Source organism: Pseudomonadota bacterium (assembly GCA_016711215.1).
Taxonomy (GTDB): Bacteria; Myxococcota_A; Polyangia.
Genome location: JADJTL010000001.1, coordinates 52,117 through 74,227, shown reverse-complemented (window position 1 = coordinate 74,227; position 22,111 = coordinate 52,117). Strand labels below are relative to the sequence as shown.

General features: G+C 70.6%; 16 protein-coding genes. 7 read left to right on the top strand and 9 right to left on the bottom strand.

Translation table 11 applies throughout. The features are described from left to right. Window positions 1-76: 76 nt before the first annotated feature. The 4 genes from IPL40_00265 to IPL40_00250 are packed head-to-tail and all read left to right on the top strand — an operon-like array spanning window position 77 to window position 8,035. Window positions 77-742, top strand: a complete 666-nt coding sequence (locus IPL40_00265) for an HAD family phosphatase (protein MBK8479604.1) — start codon at window positions 77-79, stop codon at window positions 740-742. A 4-nt stretch (window positions 743-746) separates the two neighbouring features. After that, the gene (locus tag IPL40_00260; GenBank protein ID MBK8479603.1) at window positions 747-2,345 is read left to right on the top strand and encodes a DUF2088 domain-containing protein; all 1,599 of its coding nucleotides are present in this window, start codon (window positions 747-749) and stop codon (window positions 2,343-2,345) included. 4 nt (window positions 2,346-2,349) lie between these two features. Then, window positions 2,350-6,957 (top strand): AMP-binding protein, encoded by a 4,608-nt coding sequence (locus IPL40_00255; protein ID MBK8479602.1) that lies wholly within the window; start codon window positions 2,350-2,352, stop codon window positions 6,955-6,957. Between the two features lie 16 nt (window positions 6,958-6,973). After that, window positions 6,974-8,035 (top strand): NAD-dependent epimerase/dehydratase family protein, encoded by a 1,062-nt coding sequence (locus IPL40_00250; GenBank protein ID MBK8479601.1) that lies wholly within the window; start codon window positions 6,974-6,976, stop codon window positions 8,033-8,035. An 86-nt stretch (window positions 8,036-8,121) separates the two neighbouring features. On the opposite strand, the gene IPL40_00245 is transcribed toward IPL40_00250, so the two are convergent. The 3 genes from IPL40_00245 to IPL40_00235 all read right to left on the bottom strand — a co-directional run bounded on the left by IPL40_00245 (window position 8,122) and on the right by IPL40_00235 (window position 13,047). Next, window positions 8,122-10,602, bottom strand: a complete 2,481-nt coding sequence (locus tag IPL40_00245) for an RCC1 repeat-containing protein (GenBank protein ID MBK8479600.1) — start codon at window positions 10,600-10,602, stop codon at window positions 8,122-8,124. Window positions 10,603-10,826: 224 nt separating this feature from the next. Then, entirely contained in the window at window positions 10,827-12,251 is a 1,425-nt protein-coding gene (locus IPL40_00240; GenBank protein MBK8479599.1) for a hypothetical protein, read from the bottom strand. A gap of 448 nt (window positions 12,252-12,699) precedes the next feature. Beyond that, a complete protein-coding gene (locus tag IPL40_00235; protein ID MBK8479598.1) occupies window positions 12,700-13,047 on the bottom strand; it encodes a hypothetical protein in 348 nt (115 codons plus the stop codon). Between the two features lie 195 nt (window positions 13,048-13,242). On the opposite strand from IPL40_00235, the gene IPL40_00230 reads away from it, so the two are divergent. Then, entirely contained in the window at window positions 13,243-14,439 is a 1,197-nt protein-coding gene (locus IPL40_00230) for a hypothetical protein (GenBank protein ID MBK8479597.1), read from the top strand. 28 nt (window positions 14,440-14,467) lie between these two features. On the opposite strand, the gene IPL40_00225 is transcribed toward IPL40_00230, so the two are convergent. Together IPL40_00225 and IPL40_00220 are read right to left on the bottom strand one after the other, a co-directional pair. Continuing rightward, a complete protein-coding gene (locus IPL40_00225; GenBank protein ID MBK8479596.1) occupies window positions 14,468-15,211 on the bottom strand; it encodes a hypothetical protein in 744 nt (247 codons plus the stop codon). A gap of 298 nt (window positions 15,212-15,509) precedes the next feature. Next, complete coding sequence (locus IPL40_00220) at window positions 15,510-15,830, bottom strand: transposase (protein MBK8479595.1); 321 nt, start codon at window positions 15,828-15,830, stop codon at window positions 15,510-15,512. A 65-nt stretch (window positions 15,831-15,895) separates the two neighbouring features. Here IPL40_00220 and IPL40_00215 point away from each other — a divergent pair, with 65 nt between their 5' ends. Both IPL40_00215 and IPL40_00210 read left to right on the top strand, forming a co-directional pair. Continuing rightward, window positions 15,896-16,273, top strand: a complete 378-nt coding sequence (locus IPL40_00215; protein MBK8479594.1) for a hypothetical protein — start codon at window positions 15,896-15,898, stop codon at window positions 16,271-16,273. A gap of 421 nt (window positions 16,274-16,694) precedes the next feature. Next, window positions 16,695-17,459: a hypothetical protein gene (locus tag IPL40_00210; GenBank protein MBK8479593.1), complete on the top strand. Its 765-nt coding sequence runs from the start codon at window positions 16,695-16,697 to the stop codon at window positions 17,457-17,459. A gap of 113 nt (window positions 17,460-17,572) precedes the next feature. Here IPL40_00210 and IPL40_00205 read toward each other — a convergent pair whose 3' ends face one another. From IPL40_00205 to IPL40_00190, 4 genes are read right to left on the bottom strand one after another with little or no spacing between them, the layout of a single operon-like run. Further along, window positions 17,573-18,358, bottom strand: coding sequence for a tetratricopeptide repeat protein (locus IPL40_00205; GenBank protein ID MBK8479592.1), 786 nt, complete (start codon window positions 18,356-18,358; stop codon window positions 17,573-17,575). Continuing rightward, window positions 18,355-20,229, bottom strand: coding sequence for a protein BatD (locus IPL40_00200; protein MBK8479591.1), 1,875 nt, complete (start codon window positions 20,227-20,229; stop codon window positions 18,355-18,357). Before IPL40_00200 ends, IPL40_00205 begins: the two co-directional genes overlap by 4 nt. Window position 20,230: 1 nt before the next feature. Then, on the bottom strand, window positions 20,231-21,085 hold the full coding sequence (locus IPL40_00195) for a tetratricopeptide repeat protein (GenBank protein ID MBK8479590.1): 855 nt from the start codon (window positions 21,083-21,085) through the stop codon (window positions 20,231-20,233). Further along, window positions 21,082-22,110, bottom strand: coding sequence for a VWA domain-containing protein (locus IPL40_00190; protein MBK8479589.1), 1,029 nt, complete (start codon window positions 22,108-22,110; stop codon window positions 21,082-21,084). The genes IPL40_00195 and IPL40_00190 overlap by 4 nt, the downstream gene beginning before the upstream one ends. Window position 22,111 lies beyond the last annotated feature (1 nt).

The following is a 22,111-nucleotide window of genomic DNA, read 5'->3' as shown; positions in this document are numbered from 1 at the left end:
TTACACAGCCGGCCTTGCGTCGAAGGCAGCGGAGGGGGGAGTGTGCCCCGCCCACGCGCCCGCTTCGAGCCGCGCCATGAGCCGACCAACAGCATTTTATGACCTCGAGGGGACGCTGATTCGCACCAATCTGGTGCATACGCTGGGCTTCTTCGCGCGCAATCAGCCCGGACTGCTGCGCTCGCTCGGCAAGACAGCGCGCACCGCCCTCGCGGTGCCGCTCTTCGTTGCCGCCGATCTCTACAGCCGCAAGGTCTTCAACAGCCTCTACTTCCGCCATTACGCCGGCCAATCCGAGGATCGGCTGCGCTACCTGGCCCAGGAGCTCTTCGAGGAGGTGTTGCGTCCCGCGGTCTTTCCTGGCGCCTATGAGCTGCTGGACAAGGCGCGGCGCCTCGGGCTGCGCCAGGTCCTCGTGACCGGCGCGCTCGACTTCACCGTCGAGGCCCTCTCCGCGCACCTCGGCTTCGACGATTGCGTCGCCAACCGGCTCGAGTTCGTCGGGCGGGTGGCCACCGGCCGGCTGCTGCCGCCGGTGATGGCCAGCGCCAGCAAGGCCTCCTGGATCCGCTGCTTCGCCGAGCGCGAGGGCATCAACCTCAGCGACTGCTACGCCTACAGCGACAGCATGAGCGACCTGCCCATGCTGGCGATGGTCGGCCACCCGGCCGCCGTCAACCCCGACATGCGCCTGCGTGCCACCGCCGAGCGGCACGACTGGCCGATTCTCAACTTGAGGTAGGTCGATGCGAGCCGAACCGCGTTTCAAGCAGGACGATACCGTCGTCTACATCGACCGCAGCTCGGCACCGCGCCTGCTCTTCTATGGTGAGGACCTGCTGCTCGAGGACCTCCCCGTCGGCACCCGGGTGATCTACCCCAAGCCCCCGCTGCAGGGCCTGGCCAACCCCGAGGCGGCGATCCGTTATGCGCTGAACCACCCCGAGCAGTGCGATCCGCTCTTCGCGCAGCTCAGGCCGGGCATGCGCGTGACGATCGCGATGGACGACATCAGCCTGCCGCTGCCGCCGATGCGCACCCCCGACGTGCGTCAGCAGCTGCTCGAGATCGTGCTCGAGCTGCTGGCCGCGCACGGCGTCGACGACGTGCATCTGATCGTCGCCAATTCGTTGCACCGCCGGATGACCGCCGCCGAGATCCGGCGCATGGTCGGCAGCAAGATCTACAACGCCTTCGCGCCCGACCGGCTCTATAACCACGACGCCGAGGATCCCGACGGCGTCGTCAACATCGGCCACACCAAGCACGGCGAGGTCGTCAACCTCAATCGCCGCGCCGTCGAGTCCGATCTGGTGATCTACCTCAACATCAACCTCGTGCCGATGGACGGCGGGCACAAGTCGGTCGGCGTCGGGCTCTGCGACTACGCCACGCTGCGCGCCCATCACGAGCCGCAGACGATTCGCGACAGCGACAGCTACATGGACCCCGCGCGCTCTGCGCTGGCGCATAAGTGCAACCGCATCGGCCGTATCGTCGACGAGAAGCTCAACGTCTTCCATATCGAGACCGCGCTGAACAACCGCATGTACGACGGTCAGATGTCCTTCATCAGCAAGAACGAGGACAACTACACCGAGTTCGATCGGCTCAAGCTCGAGGGGCTGAAGTGGGCGCTGAGCAAGCTGCCGCGCGCGGCCAAGCGCAAGCTGATGCAGGCGGTCCCCGCCGCCTATGAGCTGGTCGCCTGCTACGCCGGCAAGACCGATCCGGTCCACGAGAAGATCCTCGAGCGCAACTTCGAGCAGTACGCGGTCAAGGTGCGCGGCCAGTGCGACATCCTGGTGGTCGGCATCCCCTTCATCTCGCCCTATAACGTCAACTCGATCCTCAATCCCCTGCTGGTGCAGGTGATGGCGCTCGGCTACCTCTTCAACTTCTACCGCGGCAAGCCGCTCTTGAAGAAGGGTGGCGTGCTCGTGCTGGCCCACCCCTGCCACGACGAGTGGGACCACGCGCATCACCCGAGCTACATCGAGTTCTTCAACCGCCTGCTGCCGGAGACGCGCGACCCCTTCGTGCTGCGCGAGAAATACGAGCGCGAGTTCGCCGAGAACCCGAGCTACATCGAGATGTACCGTCGCGGCCACGCCTATCACGGCGCGCATCCCTTCTTCATGTGGTATTGGGGCGAGAACGGCCGCCAGCACATCGGCAAGGTGATCGTCGCCGGCGCGCAGAACGCGCATGTACCGGCGCTGCTCGGCTGGGAGCGCGCCGACTCGGTCAGCGAGGCCCTGGCGCTGGCCAAGGGCTACGCCGGCCCGGCGCCCGAGATCACGATGTTGCACGTGCCGCCAATCGTCATCACCGACGTGGAGTGATCGCTTGACGCGCCGTGATTCCCTGGAAGGCGGCAGCGCCAGCGACCTATCGCCGAGCGAGGCCTTCGCCGGCCGACAGCTCTTCCTGCTGGGCGGGACGGGCTTCCTCGGCAAGGTCACGCTGGCGATGCTGCTGCATAACTTCCCCGCGGTCGGCCGCGTCTACGTGATGGTGCGCGCCGGCAGCGGCACCAGCAGCGAGGATCGCTTCTGGAGCGACGTCGTCGGCTCCCCCGTCTTCGATCCCCTCCGTGAGCGCTACGGCGCGGCGCTCGAGGGCCTGCTGCGCGACAAGGTCCGCGTCGTCGACGGCGACATCACGCGTGACGATCTCGGGCTCGGCGCCGCGGCAGCCGAGGTGGCCGCCAACGTCGACGTGATCCTCAACAGCTCGGGCAAGGTCACCTTCAACCCCGCGCTCGACCAGTCCTTGCGCACCAACGTCAACGGCACGCGCAACATCATCGCCTTCGCCAAGCGCCTGCGCCGTCCCGCGCTCGTCCACGTCAGCACCTGCTTCGTCGCCGGCAACCGCAGCGGCGACATTTGGGAGAATGAGCCGGTCGTCGGCTACTTCCCGCGCCACGAGGAGCTGGAGGGCGCGCGCTTCGACGTCGAGCAGGAGATCGCCGACTGCGCCCAGCTCGCGGCGCGCGTGCGCGCCGAGGCAGACGACGCCGTGCAGACCGCCTACTTCTTCCGCGCCGCGCGCGAGCGTCTGCGCGAGGAGGGGCGCGACCCCGAGAACGAGCGCTACCTCAAGCTGGCGCAGGCCCGTGAGCGCAAGAACTGGATTCGCGATCGCCTGACGGCCTTGGGCATCGAGCGCGCGGCGCGCTGGGGTTGGCCCAATATCTATTGCTACAGCAAGGCCCTCGCCGAGCAGCTCGTGGCGCGCGAAGAGGGCCTCGTGCGCGCGATCGTCCGCCCGTCGATCGTCGAGAGCGCCGTCGCCTTTCCCTTCCCCGGCTGGAACGAGGGCTTCACCACCACGGCGCCGCTGACCTTCCTGGCGCTGAAGGGCCAGAACCTCTTCTTGGCGAGCGAGAAGCTGATCCTCGACCTGACGCCAGTCGACCACATCGCGGCCGGCCTGCTCAGCGTCGCCGCGCAATGCTGCGTCGGTGAACCCGAGCTGGTCTATCAGCTGGCCTCGGGCGACACGAATCCCGTGCGGATGCAGCAGGTGGTCGCGTTGCTCGGGCTCTACAAGCGCAAGCACTTCCAGCGGCGCGACGAGGGCCCGCGCTGGATCAACGCGCTGCTGGCGCGCATGGAGGCGCGTCCGGCGAGCGCCGCTACCTTCGCCCGCAGCTCGGCCCCGCTCTTCCGGCGCACCGCGCGCCAGGTCGGGCGCCTGCTCGACGAGGTCCAGCCGCGCTGGGGCGCGCGGCGCGTCGCCGAGACCGTCGAGCGCCTCAAGGGCCAGGTGCAGCGCGTCGAGCAGGTGATGGAGGGCGTCGAAGAGGCCTTCGCGATGTATCGGCCCTTCACCGTCGACAACCACTATGTCTTCCGCACCGATCACCTGCGCGCACTGCAGGCGCGCTTCGTCGCGGCCGAGCGCCCGCTGCTGCCCTGGGGCGTGGCCGCGCTCGATTGGCACCACTACTGGATGTCGATCCACTTCCCGGGGCTGGAGAAGTGGGTCTTCCCCGAGCTCGAGCGCGACTTCGCCGCCAAGCCGCCGAAGACCATCTTCACCTACAACAGCTTGATCGAGCTGCTCGAGACGGCGGCCCGCCTGCACCCCACCCGGGTGGCGTTGCGGATGGAGCGCGACGGGCACGACGACCGCTACACCTACGCCGATCTGCGCGAGCTCGCCGCCCGCGTCGCGGGCTTCCTCCAGCGGCAGGGCGTGCAACCTGGCGCGCGGGTGATGCTGCTCTGCGAGAATCGGCCGGAGTGGGCGATGTGCTACTTCGGCGTGATCGACCGCGGCTGCACCTGCGTACCCGTCGATAAGCAGTCCTCGGTGGTCGAGATCGTCAACCTCGTGCGCGCCGGTGGCGTCGCCGGCGTCCTGCTCGGTGAGGGCGCCAGCGCTGGCGCGAGCGCCTTGCGGCTGGCGCTCGACGCGGCCGAACACGAGGGCGTAGCCCTCTGGACGCTGGCCCAGGCGCTGGCGCCAGCCGTGCCCGAGCAGCCCGCGGACGAGCCGGCGCCGAGGCCTCGGCTGCAGAGCGACGCCGTCGCCTCGCTGATCTTCACCTCGGGCACCACCGGTCAGCCCAAGGGCGTGATGCTGACCCAGCGCAACCTGACGGCGATGACGGCCGAGCTGACCAGCGTCTTCGATCTGCGGCCGACCGATGGCCTGCTCAGCGTCTTGCCGCTGCATCATACGCTCGAGTTCTCGGCGGGGCTGCTCTTGCCGCTGGCGCATGGCGCCCAGATCACCTACCTGCGCGAGATGAACGGCGACGCGCTCAGCGGCGCGCTGCGCAGCGGCAAGGTCACGGCCATCGTCGGCGTGCCTGCGCTCTGGGAGCTGCTGCGCCGGCGCCTGCGCAGCGGCGTCGGCGAGCATGGGGCCTGGCTCACGACCCTCCTCGACGGCGCCATTCGCGGCGGCGGCTGGCTGCGCGAGCATACCCCCGTCAATCCGGGCCTGGCGCTGCTCTGGCCGCTCCACGCGCGCCTCGGTGGGCGGCTGCGCTACCTGATCAGCGGCGGGTCGCCGCTGGCGGAGGAGGTCAACCGCTTCTTCTATGGGCTCGGGCTGCCGCTGCTCGAGGGCTACGGCCTGACCGAGGCCTCGCCGGTCTTGACCGTGACGCGCCCGCATGAGCGCCCGGTCTGGGGCAGCGTCGGGCAGCCCCTGCCACGCATCGAGCTGCAGGTGGTCGACCCGGATGGGCGCGGGGTCGGCGAGATCATCGCCCGCGGCCCGACGGTGATGGCGGGCTACTACGGCAACGAGGCCGCCACCACCGCTGCGCTACGCGACGGCTGGCTCTACACCGGCGACCTCGGCTACCTCGACGATGCGCGCAATCTCTTCCTCGTCGGGCGCAGCAAGGATCTGATCGTCGACGCCGACGGGCGCAACGTCTATCCCGATGAGCTCGAGGAGCTCTACGGCGGCTGCCCCCTGGTCAAGGAGCTGAGCGTCGTCGGCCTCCCCGATGGTCACCACGAGCGGGTCGCCGCCTTGGTCGTGCCCGACCCGATGCAGGAGCCGACCCTCGGCAGCGAGGAGCGCGAGGCGCGCATCCGCGACCACTTCCGCGCCGTCTCCGCCACGCTTCCCTTCCACAAGCGGATCAAGCTGCTCGAGCTGACGAACGACGAGCTTCCCCGCACGGCGACGCGCAAGGTGCGTCGCAACGAGGTGCTCTTCCTGCTGGAGCGACGGCTGCGGCGCACGACGCAGGGGGGCGGTCGCGCCCTCGACGCCAGCGGCGCGCCGAGCGGCTCGGGCCACGACTGGCTGATCGAGCTGGTGGCGCAGGTCAGCGGACGAGCGCGCGCGCAGCTGACGCTCGACACGCGCCTCGAAGAGCTCGGCTTCGACAGCCTGATGTACAGCGAGCTGGCGGCGGCGATCGAGCACGCGGGCGGCACGCTGGGCGGCCTCGAGGACATCACGGCCCTCGGCAGCATGCGGGAGCTGGCGGCCGTCGCCCGCCGCGTCGCGGGCGGCGCGGGCGCGGCGAGCGCCAGTTGGACGAGCGAGCTGCGCAGCAGCGTGACGGCGGTGACCGTCGCCGGCCAAGGCGACGAGGCCGCGGCCGCGCCAGGCGATGCCTCCGAGGCGCGCACGCTGCGCATCCCCTCCGCGCTGGCGACCGTCGGCAGCCGCGCGCTCGACCAGGGTCAAAGCTGGATCTACCGGCACCTCTTCGACTGTCGCTTCGAGGGCCGCGCCAACATCCCCTATCACACGCATTTCATCTTGGCGGCCAACCATTGCTCGCACCTCGACAGCGGCCTGGCCAAGCTGGCGCTGCATGATCGCGGCACCAACCTTCACGGTCTCGCCGCCGCGGACTATTTCTTCGACACGCCGCTGAAGCGCGCCTACTTCGAGAACTTCACCAAGCTGGTGCCGATGGATCGCAGCGGCTCGCTGCGGCGATCGCTGCGCCAGGCGCTGGACCTGCTGGCGCAGGGCCATGACCTGTTGATCTTCCCGGAGGGCACCCGCTCGCCCACGGGCGAGCTTCAGGAGTTCAAGCCGAGCCTCGGCTATCTGGCCGCGCACGCGCGCGTCGGCGTGCTGCCGGTCTACATCTGGGGCTCCTACGAGGCCCTGCCCAAGGGGGGGCTCTGGCCCAAGCAGCGCGAGGTCGGCGCCCGCGTCGGGCCGCTGCTCGAGTTCGCGACGATCGAGCGCCTGACTGCCGGCCTGCCCCGCAGCGAGTCCTATCGGGCGATCGCCCTCGCCGTGCAGCGCCAGATCGAGGCGATGCGGGACGGACGGCCCTGCTGGCACGACGTCGAGGCCCTGCGCGCGGCCATCGGCCTACCACCCGCACCCGTCACGGGCCCGAGCGCCGCGGCAGCGGCCCTTGCTGCCGCCGCCGACCATGCCGCTGAGGGCCAGGCCGGGCTGGCGGCGCCGAAAGCAACACCCCGGCCGCGCCGCAAGCGCTCGGCCCCATGAGCAGGCGGTGGAAGCGATGAGCAGAGCACGCCCTGCGCAACCTACGGTGCTCGTGACCGGGGCGACGGGCTTCTTGGGCCGCCACCTGGTCGAGCAGCTCTTCGGCCGCGAAGACCCGGCGACGCTGCGCCTGCTGACCTCAGCGCCGGCCGCACCCTCGCCGCCCTCCGGAGGCGGCGAGGCGGAGGCCCACGCGGGCTGGAGCCGTGTGAGCTGGGTCCATGGCTCGCTGACCGAGCCGGCGACCGCGCGCGCCGCGGTGGCGGGTGTCCGGCGGATCTACCATCTGGCGGGGCGCGTCTCGCGCCGCGCGGAGGACGCCGCGGCGATGCACGCCGTGCACGTCGAGGGCACCCGCCTGCTCTGCAGCGCGGCGCGCGACGCCGGCGTCGAGAAGCTCGTCCTGGCGTCGACCAGCGGGACCCTCGCGGTGAGCACGGACGCCGGCAGCCGGCCCAGCGAACAGACGACGCCACCGCTCGCATTGATCGCGCGCTGGCCCTACTACGCGAGCAAGCTCTACCAGGAGCGCGCCGCGGAGGCCCTCTGCGCCGAGGGTGGCCCCGCACTTTGCATCTTGCATCCCAGTCTGCTGCTCGGCCCGGGCGACGCGCGCCTGAGTTCGACCGGCGATGTGCTGCGCTTCCTGCAGCGCGACCTGCCGCTGGTGCCGAGCGGAGGCCTCAACTTCGTCGATGTCCGCGATGCGGCCGCGGCCTTCCTCGCGGCGATGGACCATCGCGGCGACGACGCGCGGGGCGTCGAGCACTACTTGCTGGGGGGGCCCAATTGGAGCTTCGCGGAGTTCTTCGGTCGCCTCGAACGGCTGAGCAAGGTCGCCGCGCCGCGCCTCAGGCTGCCTGCGGGGCTGGCGCTGTGGGGCGCGCGCGCGCTCGAGGCCTGCTACCGCCAGCTCGATCAGGCGGCGCCGATCGAGGCCGCCAGCGTCGAGATGGCCCAGCACTTCTGGTATCTCGACGATAGCAAGGCCCGCCGCGAGCTCGGCTTCGTCAGCCGCGACCCGGCCGAGACGCTGGCCGACACGGTGCGCGACCTACGCCAGCGCTTCCGCTGCTGAGGCCAGGGGGAGAGGAGCGCGGGGCTGCTGGCCTAGATGGCCTAGATGGCCTAGATGGCCTAGATGGCCTAGATGGCCTAGATGGCCTAGATGGGGTAGCAGCTGCCGCAGTCGGTGGCGCAGAGCTGGCAATTCTCGGTCGCGTCGCATTTACCATCGCCGCAGCTGCCGGGCGTGCAGGTATTGCCCGCCACGCAGTCGGCCGGGCAGCTATCGGCGTCCTCGAGCACGCCATCACACACACAATCGCCGCAGGTCGCCATGCAGTCCGCGGCGCAGCCCCCGCTCTGCCGCTCGGGCAGTGAGCAGATGCCGTCGCCGCAGGGCGCCACGCGCTGTGGGATAGACGAGACGGGCTCCGTCGTGGCATCGGTTCCGAGCTGGCTGCCATTGTTCAGGCCCCAGCACCACACGCTTCCGTCGCTGCGGCGCGCGCAGGTGTGCGTGTTCCCCACCGCGACATCGACCACCGAGGTGCCGAGGTTGGTCACCTGCACGGGCCGGAGCTGCTGGTAGCCGTTACCCCACAAGAAGTCGGTCGCACCATTGCCAAGCTGCCCATAGCCGTTCCAGCCCCAGCACCAGAGGGTGCCATCCGTGCGGCGCGCACACTTATGGCTCCCTGGGCCCTCGGCGATCTGCGCGACGGAGGTCCCGAGGGTCGTCACGCGCACCGGCACGAACCGTTCCGTCGTCGTGCCATCGCCGACGTTCCCGTTGCGGTTGGGGCCCCAACACCACAGGCTACCGTCCGCCGTGCGCGCACAGGCTGGACTGCCGCCGGAGGAGATACCGATGACGGCAGTACCCAGTCCTGTGACCTTCGCGGGCGCCGCATGCGAGAGGGTCGTGCCGTCACCGAGATTGCCACCAATTGAGGTTCCCCAGCACCAGAGGCTGCCGTCCGTGCGGCGCGCGCAGCTCTGAAAGATGCCGACGCCGATTTCCGCCACGCTCGTGCCCAGGGCGGTGACCTCTAGCGGCGACGCGCTGCTCGAGGTCGTCGAGCCGTCGCCAAGGGCACCATACATGCCGGATCCCCAGCACCACATGGTGCCATCGCTGCGACGCGCGCAGGCATGGTAGTCGCTAATCGCCACCTGCAGGACCTGGGTACCCAGCGCCGTCACGCGGGCCGGGGTCGTGCGCGTGCCCGACGAGCCATCGCCGAGCCGCGGGCCGGTTCCCCAGCACCACAAGCTACGATCGGCGCGAATCGCGCAGCCGGTCCCCACGCCATCCTCCGCCAGCGCGACCACCCCGCTACCCAAGGTCGTGATGGCCACCGGGCTGAGGCGCTCCTTTCGCGCCGCGCCGATCGCCCCGTTGCCCCAACACCAGAGGCTTCCATCCGTGCGGTGCGAGCACCCGAACTGAGCGCCCAGCGAGAGCGCCGTCGTTGGAGGGGGCGCCGGGCAGTCACGCGAGCAGGTCGCGTGGGTCTCTGTCCCCGTGCACTGCCCGTCCCCGCAGCTTGCCTGGCGGCAGTCGACGGGGCAGCTCTCACGGGTCTCGCTACGGCTGCAGACGCCGTCGCCGCACTCACACTGCAGGCCGAGCACCGCATGCGGCGTGTTGGCGTTCATGTAGACGCCGTCCCCGAGCTGCGCTTGTTCGTTCATTCCCCAGCACCAGAGCTGGCCGTCCAGCCGTCGCGCGCACGCGTGGTTACCCCCCACCTGGAGCTCCGCCGCCGCCGTTCCGAGCGTCGTCACGCGCACCGGCACGGTGCGTGTACTCATCGTGCGATCGCCAACCTGGCCGCGATTGTTCAGGCCCCAACACCAAACCGTGTTGTCTCGCAGCCGCGCGCAGCCATGCATCATCCCAGCGCCGACCTCCACGACGTTCGTGCCAAGCGTGCTCAGCGCCGCGGGAATCCCGTCGATGCCCGCGCCGTCAGGCGTGCCAAGGTACGTCGCGCCCCAGCCCCAGAGGCTCCCATCCGCGCGCAGCGCGAAGCTGCCGTAGTTGCCGATCGCGACAGCCTGCACCGTCGTGCCGAGGGCTACCACCTGCGTCGGGTCCAGCCGATTGGTGCTCGTCCCATCGCCCACCTGGCGGTAGCGGTTCTCGCCCCAGCACCAGAGGGTACCGTCGCTGAGGCGCGCACAGGTTCGACTGGATCCGGCCGCCACCTCTACAACGGCGGTGCCCAGCGCCCCCACGCGAGTCGCAACCGTCCTATTGTTCGTATCGCCTTGGCCAAGCTCACCCGAGCTGTTGCTGCCCCAACACCAGACGCTGCCGTCGGTGCGCCGCGCGCAGGTATGACCATAGCCCGCGACGAGCTGCTCGACGGCGGAGCCGTCGAGGCCCGTGACGCGCACCGGGCTCAGCCGCGTCATCGTCGAGCCATCGCCGAGCTGACCCGAAACGTTGTAGCCCCAGCACCAGACGCTGCCGTCCTTGCGCCGCACGCAGGTGTGCTCGCTGCCCAGGGCGACGTCGATCGCCCCGCTGAAGCGCGCCTGGTTCGCGCCCTCGAGGACCGGCAGAGCGACCGGGGTCGTGGGCACCACCTCGCCCTGACCGAGCATGCCGTTAGCCTTCGAGAGGAAAATCATGAAGCCATCCGCGCCCCAGCACCAGACGGTAGAGTCGGTGCGGATCGCGCAGGAATGATAATGGCCCAGCGAGAACTTGCCGATGCAGCAGCTCTGGCCGGGCTCGCAGGTGGCGAAGCTGGGGCAGCGGCGCGGGGTGGTGTCGCCGATGTTGAGGCCGAGCAGGGCCTGGTTGCTGGCACTGCCGATCGGGAAGACCGAGGCGCCGGCGACCGACTGCGGCGTCAGCTCGGGCAGGCCCCAGTCCGAGGCCCATTTGCAGTTCTGCGTGTACCAGGGGAGACCTTGAGGTCGATGGCGATGCCGTTGAGGGTGCCCTTCGAGGCCAGGTCGGGATAGGTCCGGTAGCCCGTCTCGCCCTGGTTCAGCTCATTGGCGCTGAAGCTCTGGCCGCCCGTCAGGTTGGCGCGGTTGTAGGGGCTGACGGCCACGCCGCTGCGGCTCGTCGCCGTCTTCAGCGCCACGGCGGCCAGGTAGTCGGCCTCCTTCTTGGTCGAGGTGCCCGCGTGGACATCGCGCGGGTTGAGGTTCCAGGCGTAGTCGAGCGCGTAGCCCGAAACCGGCACCGTGCCCTGCTTGCTCTCGACGATCGAGGCCAGGTGCGCGTTGAGGAACTGGAAGTGCTTATCCCAGACGTTGCCGCCCCAGGTCAGGCTCGACAGGTAGACCGGTCGCGGGGAGTTGGTGCCCGCCTTCACCGCGTAGCCGCTGATGCCATCGGCCACCCGGCCCTTGCCGCAGCGGTAGACGGCCTTGTGCTGCGTCTCATCCCAGCTCTGGATGCACATATAGCGGAAGTAGGTCGTGAAGGTCGGGATCTTGCCCGCCGCGTCCAGCGCCTGCACCTCGGGGCCGCTGATCGGATGGAGCAGGAAGGGCCGGTAGGCCTTGTCCGCGCACGCCAGCGCGATGGCGCTGAAGACCTCGTAGGTCACCGTCTGGTCCACGCCCCCCGCCGGGTTGAAGCTGCCGTTGGCGTCCAGGTCCTCGTCGATCGCCACCGTCAGCGGCGCGCAGCTCGTGCCGCAGGGCGGGCTCGCGCAGCAGGCCTCGCGCACGCGCTCGAACTGGCTCTTGAGCACCAACCAGCGCGGCAGCACCACGTTGGCGCTCTGCCCCGCCACCGTCAGCGGCCCCAGCCGCGTCGCCGGGCAGAGCACCTCGGCCTGGTTGAAGGTGTACTTCGAGAGGTCCGTCAGCGTCGTCGAGGGGATGCGCAGGTCGCCGACGTTCATCGCGTTCATCGCGTTCATCGCGTTCATCGCGTTCATCGCGTTCATCGCGTTCATCGCGTTCATCGCGTTCATCGCGTTCATCGCGTTCATCGCGTTCATCGCGTTCATCGCGTTCATCGCGTTCATCGCGTTCATCGCGTTCATCGCGTTCATCGCGTTCATCGCGTTCATCGCGTTCATCGCGTTCATCGCGTTCATCGCGTTCATCGCGTTGCTGCTCGCCGCCTGCGACCGCACCGCCGGCGGCGGCGTCAGGCTGCTGTCATCCGCCAGCGTCTCGCACCCCGCCAGCCCCGCCAGCCCCACCAACGCCACCAACGCCCCCAGCACCCCCAGCGCTCCAAATGCCCCCAGCCGCCCCACCCCGAACCGGCCACGCCCTTTCCCTACCGAGCCGAAGTGACGCGCTGACATGAGGCACCTCCTGCGTTATAGGCCGTGCACTATTTGTACGCGGGAAATCATGTTTCACTCAAGCAAAAAGGTTCTTCGTCGAGTGCATTCTGAAAACAGCATTTGAGAACAGGGCCTTGGAGGACGGCAAGGCTGAGTCGACGTCCGCCAGCCACGGGCATGCGCCGACGATCGGCGCGTCTCAGCGCCAGTGCGTGCGCGCGGCGGCTCCCGCCGGTCGCGGGATGGGGGCGCGGGATGGGGGCGCGAGCTGAGGACCCCGTCGCTGCGGGGGCGCTAGGGCGCGTGCTGCAGCACGGCCCTAGCGCGCAGCCTGCCCGCCTCGACGCGCTCACCCGGCCGCGGCTCGGCGTTGCGCAAGCCACTATGGACGGTGTAGTTCGCGCAGAAGATCGGAGCCGCGTCTTCGTGGCTCAGCCCCGAAGCGCCCGGGGGCGAAGGCGGGCCGCTAGGCGCCGGCCGCTGTGCTCGGTCCGCGAATGGAACCCGCGGCGGCGCGGCTGGCGTAGCGCGCCAGCACCTCCTTGGGCGGGCGCAGCATCGCCTCGACCCTTGAGGTCAGGACGCCTTCGCGGCCGACGAAGAGCAAGCGCAGGCCGAGGGGCGGGCCGTCGAGCGCGGGGCTCCCACCGTCGGTCGCTCCGGCCAGCCGCCCACGCAGCGCCCCATGGTCGCGAACCCACTCGCCCGTGCGTCGGTTGCGCACGCCGACGCATTCGCGGCCGCGGCAATGGTACTCGGTATGCTGCGTCACGTAGGTCACGTGCCGGCGCCGGTCGACTCTGGGATCCAGCATGGCTCACCTCCACCTCGGTTGTGGCGGTAATTGTAGGATGAGTACGTCTTGGTAGTTAATTATCCTACATTTGCTCAACTCGCCGCTGTCAACGCCGAGGACACGACCGCCGAGGCCACGGCAAGCTCCAGAGAATCGACGCGCCCCAGGGCCCTCGCGTATGCTGCCGGGATTGACGAGGATCGGGAGGGGGCCATGACGCAGCAAAGCACGGGTTGCGCGCCGCGAGGCGCTCGAGCATGCGGATGGGCGCTGGTCGCCACGCTGCTGCTGGCGGCTATCGGCTGCCGCAAGCCCGAGTGGATGATCGGGCGCTGGGCCTTCGTCGACGACGACGGCAAGCCGGTCCACTGCCACGAGTTTCTGCCCGACCACACCTTCCGCGCCTATCTCAACGTCAGCTGCACTGGCGCGACCGATCCCTTGCTCTCCGGCAAATGGAAGCTCCTCGATGACGAGCGGTTGGCGGTCCTCAGGGGTCCCGAAGCGGTAGCACAGGTCGCGCGCCTGATCCGCACCGGCGGGGAGCGCTTCAAGGCGCGGGGCGCGCTGGCCGGCAGCTTTCACCGGCTGCAAGGTGCGACGACCGATTCCAGCGCGACCCTGACCCGGCTCGAGGGTGAGGGGGTGGTCAAGCTGCGACCGCTCGACGACGCCACCTGCCGACGACTCGACGCGACCCTCGACAGCATTCGCGCGCTGCCCGCGGAGCCGAAGCCGCGGATGATTCGGGCGCGCGACCAGAGCCTCGAGTACCACGCGGCCACGGCTGCCGAGCAGGCGGCGGTTTCGAAGGTGGTCTACGCCGTCAACCAGGATCAGCTCGATTGGGTCGGCTTTCACCTCGGCGAGGCCGCGTTCGCGCCACCTGGCCCCGAGGCCCGGATGGAGCAAGCGCTCGGACGCCCGGAGCAGACCTTGGTCACGGGCCGGGGCCGCAAGCGTCAGAGCATCGTCATGTGGCAGGCCTACTGCCGTGCGCTGCATGGGGCGCTGAACAAGAACGTCGACGTCACGCTCTTTGCGACGCCGGGCGAGCGCCAGGGGCTCTACTACGTCTCCGAGGGCCTGCTGCAAGAGGTCTGGCCGGAGCTCAAGCAGACCGTCAGCGATCCGGCCCTGCAGGCCGCCGAGGACGAGGCTGCCGATGAGGGTGCGGCGGGCGGCGCCGAAGCCGGTGGCGAAGTTGGCGCGAGCGCCGGCACGACAGAACCCGCCCGGGCGGCACCGGCAGCAGCACCGGCAGCAGCACCAGCACCGCCACCAGCAGCAGCAGCACCGCGCGCAGCCCCCCCCGCGCCGGCGCCCGCGCCAGCGGCCAGCGCACCCGCGCAGCGCCAGAGCCGCGGCCCGCGCGCCCGCCCGCAGGTCGGCGGAGGCGACGACATCTGAGCGCTGACGGCACGCGCTCGTGCGCGCGCTAAACGGTGATCCAGAGCTGGCGCGAGCGACCGCAGAGGGCGCCGTCCGCGCCGTAGAGCACCGTCGCCGCGTGGCGCTTGCGCCCCTCCACACCGAGCGCCCAGCCCACCACGACGCACTCGTCCAGCGCGCGCACCGCGCCAGCGCGCACCTCCGCCGTCATCGTGGCCAGCAGCGCCGCCTCTCCCGCGCCGGCGACGGCGAAGTAGCCGGGGCAGTCGAGCGCCGCCCAGAGGAGCGGGACCGGCAGAGCCCCGTCGGCGAGAGCGAGCTCGGCTCCGGGGGTGAAGGGCGCGGCCACCCAAGCGCCCGTCGGACCTGGTCCGGCGAAGATGCGCAGGCCGTCGCCGACCCGGCGCCGCGGTCCACAGACGAAACAGCTCGGATAGGGATGCGCGTCCAGCCCGCTGAAACGGCCGCTGGCGCGCCGAGCCGCGACGACCAGGGCCGCGCCGTCGGGGAGGTCGGCTGGCGCCACGGCCGCCAGCGCGGCCTCGTCTGCGGCGCGCGCCTCGACCAGCAGCTCCGTCCCAAGCAGCAACCGGGCGCCCTGCTCGTCCCGCTCGACCCGCAGCTCGACGGCCAGCGGCGTCGGCCGCCGCAGCCGCACCTGCACCGGGCCGGCCTGCGGCCCGGCGAGCGCTTCTGCGAGCAGCCCGCAGACGTACCCGCCGTTGGCGCTTCCCGGCGGACCACAGAAGCGCTCGGCGATCGTCAGGGCCGCCAGAGTCATCGGCGTCATCGGCGTCATCGGCGTCATCGGCGTCATCGGCGTCATCGGCGTCATCGGCGTCATCGGCCAGAGCCCCCGTCAAGGCGCTCGCCCGCCGACCCGCCCGCACCGGCGCTACCTGGGTAGCACGGATCGCCCCCCGCGCGCGGCCTGAATGAGGTGGAGGTAGGACGGTCAGGCTTGGCCCGAGCTGCCCCTCGCCAGGCGTGCCTTGCTGTCCACGAGGCGCACAGCAGCACACGGGAGGTTGACCGTGTGCTGCAGCCCCTGAACCGCCCCGGGTTCGCCGGAGACTTGGTTGCTTGAGTCAGGCTGCCCTGCCTTGGGCAGCCTGAGCCTCGTAGAACGCTTGCTCGTACTCTGCCGGCGGCACCCAGCCAAGAGGCTCGAGCAGGCGCCGGTTGTTGAACCAGTGGAACCAGGCGAGGGTGGCAAGCTCGACGGCCTCGGCGTGACGCCAAGGGCTGTGCTTGCGGAGGAGCTCGGTCTTGTACGGGCCGATGACCGACTCGGCGAGGGCGTTGTCGTAGGAGTCGCCGACGGTGCCGACCGAGTCCCGAGGCCCGCCTCGGCGAGGCGGTCGGCGACTTTGTCGCCTGGCGCTACGTCGAGCTGATCGAGACCGCATCGGCAGCCCACAGCGACTATCAATGGCCCGAGGGGTGGGCCTCCTACAACGTCTTCCGCGAGGCGGTGCACGTCGACCAGATCGCCACGCTCAGCCTCTGGCTCAACAACCTACCGCCGAGCAAGACCGTGCGCGTGTATCTGAGCCCGATCCGCGCGCTGGCGATGGTAGCCGGGAAGATCACTGACCCGTCGATCACGGTAAACGGCGAGCCCTTGACCTTTCTGACGGAGATAGGCTCGAGCACCTACCTCGAGCTCGAGTCGGCCTCCGCATGCCCCGTTTACGGCCTCAAGGGCGATCTAATCTACAACGTCCCGCGAAAGGGCACGCTTCCCACGCTGCGCTCGGGGCGCAACGAGCTGACGCTCTCGAGCTCGACGCAGAGCCAGCGGAGCGTCCGCGCGCGGGTCTTCGTCTTCCTCCAAGGCGATCCGCTCTGAGCGCAGGCGTGCCGCTGGCGTTCCGTTGGAGGCGACCGGTTGGAGGAGGCTGGCTGCCGAAAAACGGAGACCCGACCGGCTTCCGGCGGCCGGCGGCTGGCCGAAGGTCGCGATACCCTGCGGGGCGCTTGGCTGGCCCGGCTATTGCTTGCGTGAGAGCGCCCGGCGCGAGGGGTCGACCGTCGGTATCGCGGCCTCCGCCCCCTCGGGCGGCCCGAGCAATACTCAGGCCCGCGCCCCGATGCGGGGAGAACCCGGGGAGAACCCCTTGCACGCGTCCGGGAATCCACCCGGCCGAGAAGGAGCCTTCGAGATGCGCCATCGAGTCCTCGCACCCAGCCCCCCCGCCTCCGCCAGGTCCACGACCCGCGCGGCCCAGCCGTCCGCTCGGCGCCTCATCATCGGCGCCCTCGGCGCGCTAATGCTCGTCCCCGCGGGCCACGCCTCGGCGGTGGAACCTGCAGCGCAGCGCCTCAAGCCCTTGGTGTTTCGCGAGCTAAAGGCGGGCTCGCCGAATTCCAATTATCGCAATCATCGCGGGAAGCCGCGCCGCCTCACGGCCGACGCCATGCGCAGATTCGTCCAGCAGAACCAAAGGGCGACTGAGACGATCGGCGGGGTCGAGAGGAGTATCGGGATCCCCGAGATGGCTATGGTCACGCGCCTCGTCTACCCAGCCCCGGAATCGCGGATGCCGATCGACCATATGCTCACGGAGCTATCCCCTAGGCACGAGCGGTGCAACACGGCAGGGGGCTGGGTCGAGGCGATCCGGCAAGCCGGTGAGCTGCTGGGCGAGGCAGCCACGCAGCCGATGCAGCACCACGCAGCGTGGCGGAACTTCTCGTCCAATTGGCTGCAAAGCACCATCGCGGAGGTGGCCGAGTACAGCCCCGCGGTCCTCCGCGCGATCCGGGACCTCGTTGACAATCCAACGCCCGATCCATCCCTACCCCAATCCGGTCCGGGGAGCTGGGCGCCGTGGGCGGCGCGGCGCGTGTTCGACGCAGCAAGTGCGAGCTTCCCGCCGGAGGTGGTCAGAGCTGCGACCGCCACTGAGTCCAACGGAAGACTGCGGCAGGCGATCAGCATGACGCCTGCGCTGCGGCAGGCGATCGTGAGCACGGGCAGGACGCCCGCAGAGCGCGCCGCCGCATTCGTGGCAACCGCACAGAGCATGTTCTGAGCGGCGCCCCGCCCCAAGAGGGAAGGGCGGCCTGTCGAGGGCGGCCTGTCGAGGGCGGCCTGTCGAGGGCGGCCTGTCGAGGGCGGCCTGTCGAGGGCGGCCTATCGAGCCTCTCAGATCGGGCCGATGGCGTCGCTGCGCACCCAGCCTTCGAGGCCGTTGCCGAGGCGCAGGCGGCGCCAGCCGCTGACCTCGCCGACGAGGCGCACGCGCAGCCCCGCGTGTAGGCTGTAGGCGCTGCGGGCTGCCGCCTCTGGGCCTTCGCGCACCGCCAGCTTGTCGGGAAGCACGATACCGTAGCGCACACTGCGTTCGAGGTGGATCCGCGCCCCCAGCAGCCCGACGCTGGCCAACAGCAGCAAGCCGAGCAGCGCATTGCCCGCGACCAATCCGGCGCGGGCGGGCCCAGGCGCGGTCCGACGCACGAGCACGAAGCCGGCCAGCACGGCCCACCACAGGATGAGCGTCAGCCACCACGCGGTCCGCAGCTCGAAGACGCTGGCGGCGCGCTGCCACGCCGGCTGATCGCTGACGCCACGCAGCACGTCGCGTCCGCCCTGGGCCGCACGCTGGCGCGCGAGCCGCAGGTTATGCCGCGCATCATCAGAGCCGCTCTCCAGCGCCAGGGCCCGCTCGAAGGCGTAGACCGCGGGACCGAGGCGTCCGAGGCGATAGTAAGCGCAGCCGAGGTTGTAGAAGAGCGCCTCGTGCCGCAGCGGCAGCGCGGCCAGCCGCTCGAGCGCCTGCGCCGCGGCCGCATAGCGGCCACCGTAGTAGTCGGCCAGCGCCCGACGATACGCTGCGTCCACCGTCTCCGCCCGCAGGCCGCTTGGCGCCACCAGCAAGAGGGCGCCAAGCAGTAGCCAGGCCAGGCGCCGCGCCGTCGAAGGCAAGCTCATGAGCGCTCCTCATCGCGGGGATCGCGGCTTGCGCCTGCCGCCGCGGTGCCCGCTGCAAGGGCCCGAATGACCGCCTCCGCCGCGTCGACGGTGGCGACGCCGAGCGCCTGCGGCGCAGCGCCGGGGGCGAAGCGCGCCTGATCGCATTGATCGAGCAACGCGCCGACGGCGGCGGCGAGCTCGTCGCCGACCCCCTGGCCGCGCAGCGCCTGAGCGAGCGCCTCGCGCGTCAGCCCGCCGGCCCGCAGCCCGAGCCGATGATCGAGCTGCTCATGCAGCGCCGCGACCAGCAAGGCAGAGGCCTCCGCCGCTGGCCGCCCCTGCGCTGCGGCCGCGCGAGCCTGGCGCAACCCTGTCCGCACACGCCGCTGCATCGCCCGCTGGCGCGCGCGCGTCGTCGGGGCGCTGCGCGCGGCTTGCACCCGCTCCGCCCCCCATCCCAAGGCCAGCAACAAGAGGGGCAGGGCGGCCAGGCCGAGATAGAGGGCGTTGATCGGCGCGCGTGGCAAGCGATCCTGCAGCGCCTCGGCCGGGCGCGGCGGTCGGATATCCGGACCGAGCACGTTGCTCGCCGGCTGAGCCGAAGGGGCGCCGCGCGAGGCAGCAGCGGCCTGTCCGGTGACGCGCAGGCGCAGCGGCTTGGTCTGCGCCACGCGATAGGCGCGCGCCTCAGGATCGAAGTAGGCCAGGGCAAGGGCCGGGATCCGCAGCTCGCCGGGTTGCTGGGGCAGCAGGAGGTAGGCGACCTCCTTCTCACCCTGCAACCCCGCTTCGCCCGCCTCCAGCCGGTCGGTGAGCTTCGGCTCGAAGGCCCGCACACCGGCTAGCGCAGGGAGCACGGGCAAGACGAGCTGCCGCAGGTTCCCGCTGCCGCGGGCGATCAAGCGCAAGGTCACCGCCTGGCCGACCTCCACTGCCTCCCGGTCGACCAGGGCCGCCAGCGCGAAGTGGCCGACGTTGGCGTCCGCGAAGCCCGCCGGCCGGCCCGCGGCGGGCAGCGCCAAGACCTCGATCGTCAGGCCGTCGGCCCGGCGCAGCAGCGGGCCCTCCCCCAGCGTGTCGGCCGTCTGCAGCTGGGCCTCGAAGGGCCCGATCGGCAACGACCCCGCGCGCTGCGGAAAGAGCACCGAGCGCTGCAGCAAGGCGGTGCCGTAGACCTGGCCATCGAGCACGACCCGCTCCAGGTCGAGCCGCCGCGGCGAGCCTGCGTCCTCGCTCCAGAAGCCATCGGTCGTCGGCCGGGTCTCGATGCCAAAGGAGAGCAGCTCCGACTGCGTGTAGAGCCGCCAGGTGACCACGAGCTGCTGGCCGACGTAGACCCGCGTCAGGGAGGGCTGAGCGACGATGAAGCCGCCCGATTGCGCGCCCCCGCGGGCGCTGGCGCTCGGTGTCGGCAGCGCGGCCGGCGCGCCCGCCGGCGTGTTCGCCCCTGCCGGGCGCACCTCCACCTGCACCGTATTCGAACGCACGACGCGCTGCGCCAGGCGCACGCCCGCCGGCCCCAAGGCCAGGGTCCCCGCTTGCAGCGCCGCCACCTCGTAGACGCGCGTCTCACGCCGCCGCATCTGCCAGTTGATCAGCTCGATGTTGCGGCTGACGAGGCTGTTGCTCAGCAGGCGCCAACCGCGGAGCGTGGGCTCGAGGAACTCGACGTCCGCGCGCCCCTCGACGGCAAGCTCCACCGTGACGACGACAGGCTCCCCCACGGCGGTGATGTGCCGGTCGGCCGTCAAGCGGAGGCTGACGCCCTGGGCCAGCGCGCCCGCGGCAGCCAGGCAGAGCAACGCCAACGCGGCCGCCGCCCCCACGACGCGCGAGCCACGCGCACGCGCTCGCCGCGCTGACCGAAAAGCCCATGCGCCGGAGCTCACGCTACCAATCCTTCAGCGGCGGCCGATAGAGCCCCTGCTGCAGCCGCGCGCGCTCACGCTGCACGTTCTTGTCGCCACGATCAAGGGCATCCAGCACCTGCTGGCGCTCGCGCTCGGCCTGTTCTTCCGCGGCCGTCTTGGCAGCGCGCTCTGCCGCTTGCGCCGGCTGCTCGCGCGGTGCCGGCGAGGGCGTCGCCGCGGGCTCGCGTGGTGGCTGCTGCGGATCTGGCCGGGCGCCCTTTTCCCCCTTGGGCGTCGCTTGCGGCTGCTTCTTCGCGTCGGGCTTCTGCTCGGGCTTCTGCTGCTCGCTTTTTTTCTGTTCGTTCTTCTGCTGCTCGCCCTTTTTCTGCTCGGGCTTCTGCTGCTCGCCTTTCTTGTCCTGACGCTGCTTCTTTTCTTCCTGCTCGCGACGCCGCAACGCCAGCTCGAGGTTCCACTTCGCCGCGCGATGGCGCGGGTCGAGACGCAGCGCCTGCTGGAAGGCCGTCGCGGACTCCGCGAAGCGCTTCTGCTCGAAGTCCACGTCCCCGAGGTTGAAGAAGCTCTTGGCGCGCAGCGCGCGGTCTTCACCCTGGGTCGCACGCAGCAGCGCCTGCCGCGCCGCGTCGTGTTGACCGAGCCGGTGCAGCGCGACCCCGCGGTTGTAGTGGACTCCCTGGGCGTCGGGCTGCGCCGCCAGCGCCTCGTCGTAGGCCGCCAGCGCCTCCTTGGCTCGACCGGCGGCGAGCTCGGCGTTGCCACGCTCCACCGCAGCGTTCCGCGTACGCAGCAGATCGAAGGCGCCGCCGAAGAGGGGAACGAGCAGCAGCAGCAGGGCCTGCCCCCCGCGGCCGAAGTGAGGCGAGGATCGGATCATGCGTCTTGCTCCTCGCGACGCGAGCGCCGCCGCTCGCTGAGGCAGAGCTCCCCCAAGAGCAGCAAGAAGGCCGGCCAGACGAAGAAGGCGTAGACCTCGTCGTAATGCCGCACCAGCCGCGCGTCGACGGCGGAGCGATTGAGCCGCTCGAGGGCCGCGATCACCGGTTCGACGGCGAAGTGCTGCGGCTCCATCTCGAGGTAACGCCCGCGGGTCAGCGACGCCATCTCCTTCAGCGTCGTGCTGTCGAGTCGGCTCGCGACGGGGCGACCCTCATGCTCCAGATAGCCGACGATCTGCCCGCGCGCGTCGAGCTGAGGCACCGGCTCCCCGGAGCGCGATCCGATGCCGACGGTGAAGATTCGGATCCCGCGCTGGGCGGCCTCGCGCGCCGCGGCCAGGGGCTCGCTCTCGTGGTCCTCGCCGTCGGTCAGCACCACGATGACCTGCGCCCGCGGCGGGCCGTGACCGCGCACGGCGCCGAGTAGCCGCGTCGCCGCCACCACGGCCTGACCGATCGCCGTGCCGCCGCGCGGCATGTCAGCCGGCCCCACGTCGCGGAGGAAGAGCTTGGCGGCCGCGTAGTCCGTGGTCAGGGGATAGGTCAGCGTCGAGCCCGCGAAGAGGACGAGCCCGAGGCGATCGCCCCGCAGCCGATCGATCAGCCGACCGAGCTCGGCCTTTGCCCGCTCGATGCGGCTGGGAAAGGCGTCACGCGCCAGCATGCTCTTGGAGAGATCGAGCGCGACGACGAGATCGAGCCCGAGCTGCGGGGCGAGGGTCGTGCGCTCACCCGCCTGCGGCCGCGCCAAGGCCAGCACGAGCAAGGCCAGCCCCAGCACCAGCGCCGCGCTCTTCGCCAGCCGGCGCCCATGGCTCAGCGGGCTCAGCCGGCGCGCGAGCGGCCCGGCGTCCCCGAGGCGCGCGAGGACCTGACGCCGCCAGCCAAAACGCAAGGCCAAGCCGACGATCAGCGCCGGTACCGCCAAGAGCAACCAGAGCAGCGAGGGCTCAGCGAAACGCATC

Bases quoted from the DNA above. Each gene is read 5' to 3' on its own strand.
- IPL40_00265 (MBK8479604.1), top strand. From the start codon at position 77: ATGAGCCGACCAACAGCATTTTATGACCTCGAGGGGACGCTGATTCGC.
- IPL40_00260 (MBK8479603.1), top strand. From the start codon at position 747: ATGCGAGCCGAACCGCGTTTCAAGCAGGACGATACCGTCGTCTACATC.
- IPL40_00250 (MBK8479601.1), top strand. From the start codon at position 6,974: ATGAGCAGAGCACGCCCTGCGCAACCTACGGTGCTCGTGACCGGGGCG.
- IPL40_00245 (MBK8479600.1), bottom strand. From the start codon at position 10,602: ATGATTTTCCTCTCGAAGGCTAACGGCATGCTCGGTCAGGGCGAGGTG.
- IPL40_00240 (MBK8479599.1), bottom strand. From the start codon at position 12,251: ATGTCAGCGCGTCACTTCGGCTCGGTAGGGAAAGGGCGTGGCCGGTTC.
- IPL40_00235 (MBK8479598.1), bottom strand. From the start codon at position 13,047: ATGCTGGATCCCAGAGTCGACCGGCGCCGGCACGTGACCTACGTGACG.
- IPL40_00230 (MBK8479597.1), top strand. From the start codon at position 13,243: ATGACGCAGCAAAGCACGGGTTGCGCGCCGCGAGGCGCTCGAGCATGC.
- IPL40_00225 (MBK8479596.1), bottom strand. From the start codon at position 15,211: ATGACGCCGATGACTCTGGCGGCCCTGACGATCGCCGAGCGCTTCTGT.
- IPL40_00220 (MBK8479595.1), bottom strand. From the start codon at position 15,830: ATGCGGTCTCGATCAGCTCGACGTAGCGCCAGGCGACAAAGTCGCCGA.
- IPL40_00210 (MBK8479593.1), top strand. From the start codon at position 16,695: ATGCTCGTCCCCGCGGGCCACGCCTCGGCGGTGGAACCTGCAGCGCAG.
- IPL40_00205 (MBK8479592.1), bottom strand. From the start codon at position 18,358: ATGAGCTTGCCTTCGACGGCGCGGCGCCTGGCCTGGCTACTGCTTGGC.
- IPL40_00195 (MBK8479590.1), bottom strand. From the start codon at position 21,085: ATGATCCGATCCTCGCCTCACTTCGGCCGCGGGGGGCAGGCCCTGCTG.
- IPL40_00190 (MBK8479589.1), bottom strand. From the start codon at position 22,110: ATGCGTTTCGCTGAGCCCTCGCTGCTCTGGTTGCTCTTGGCGGTACCG.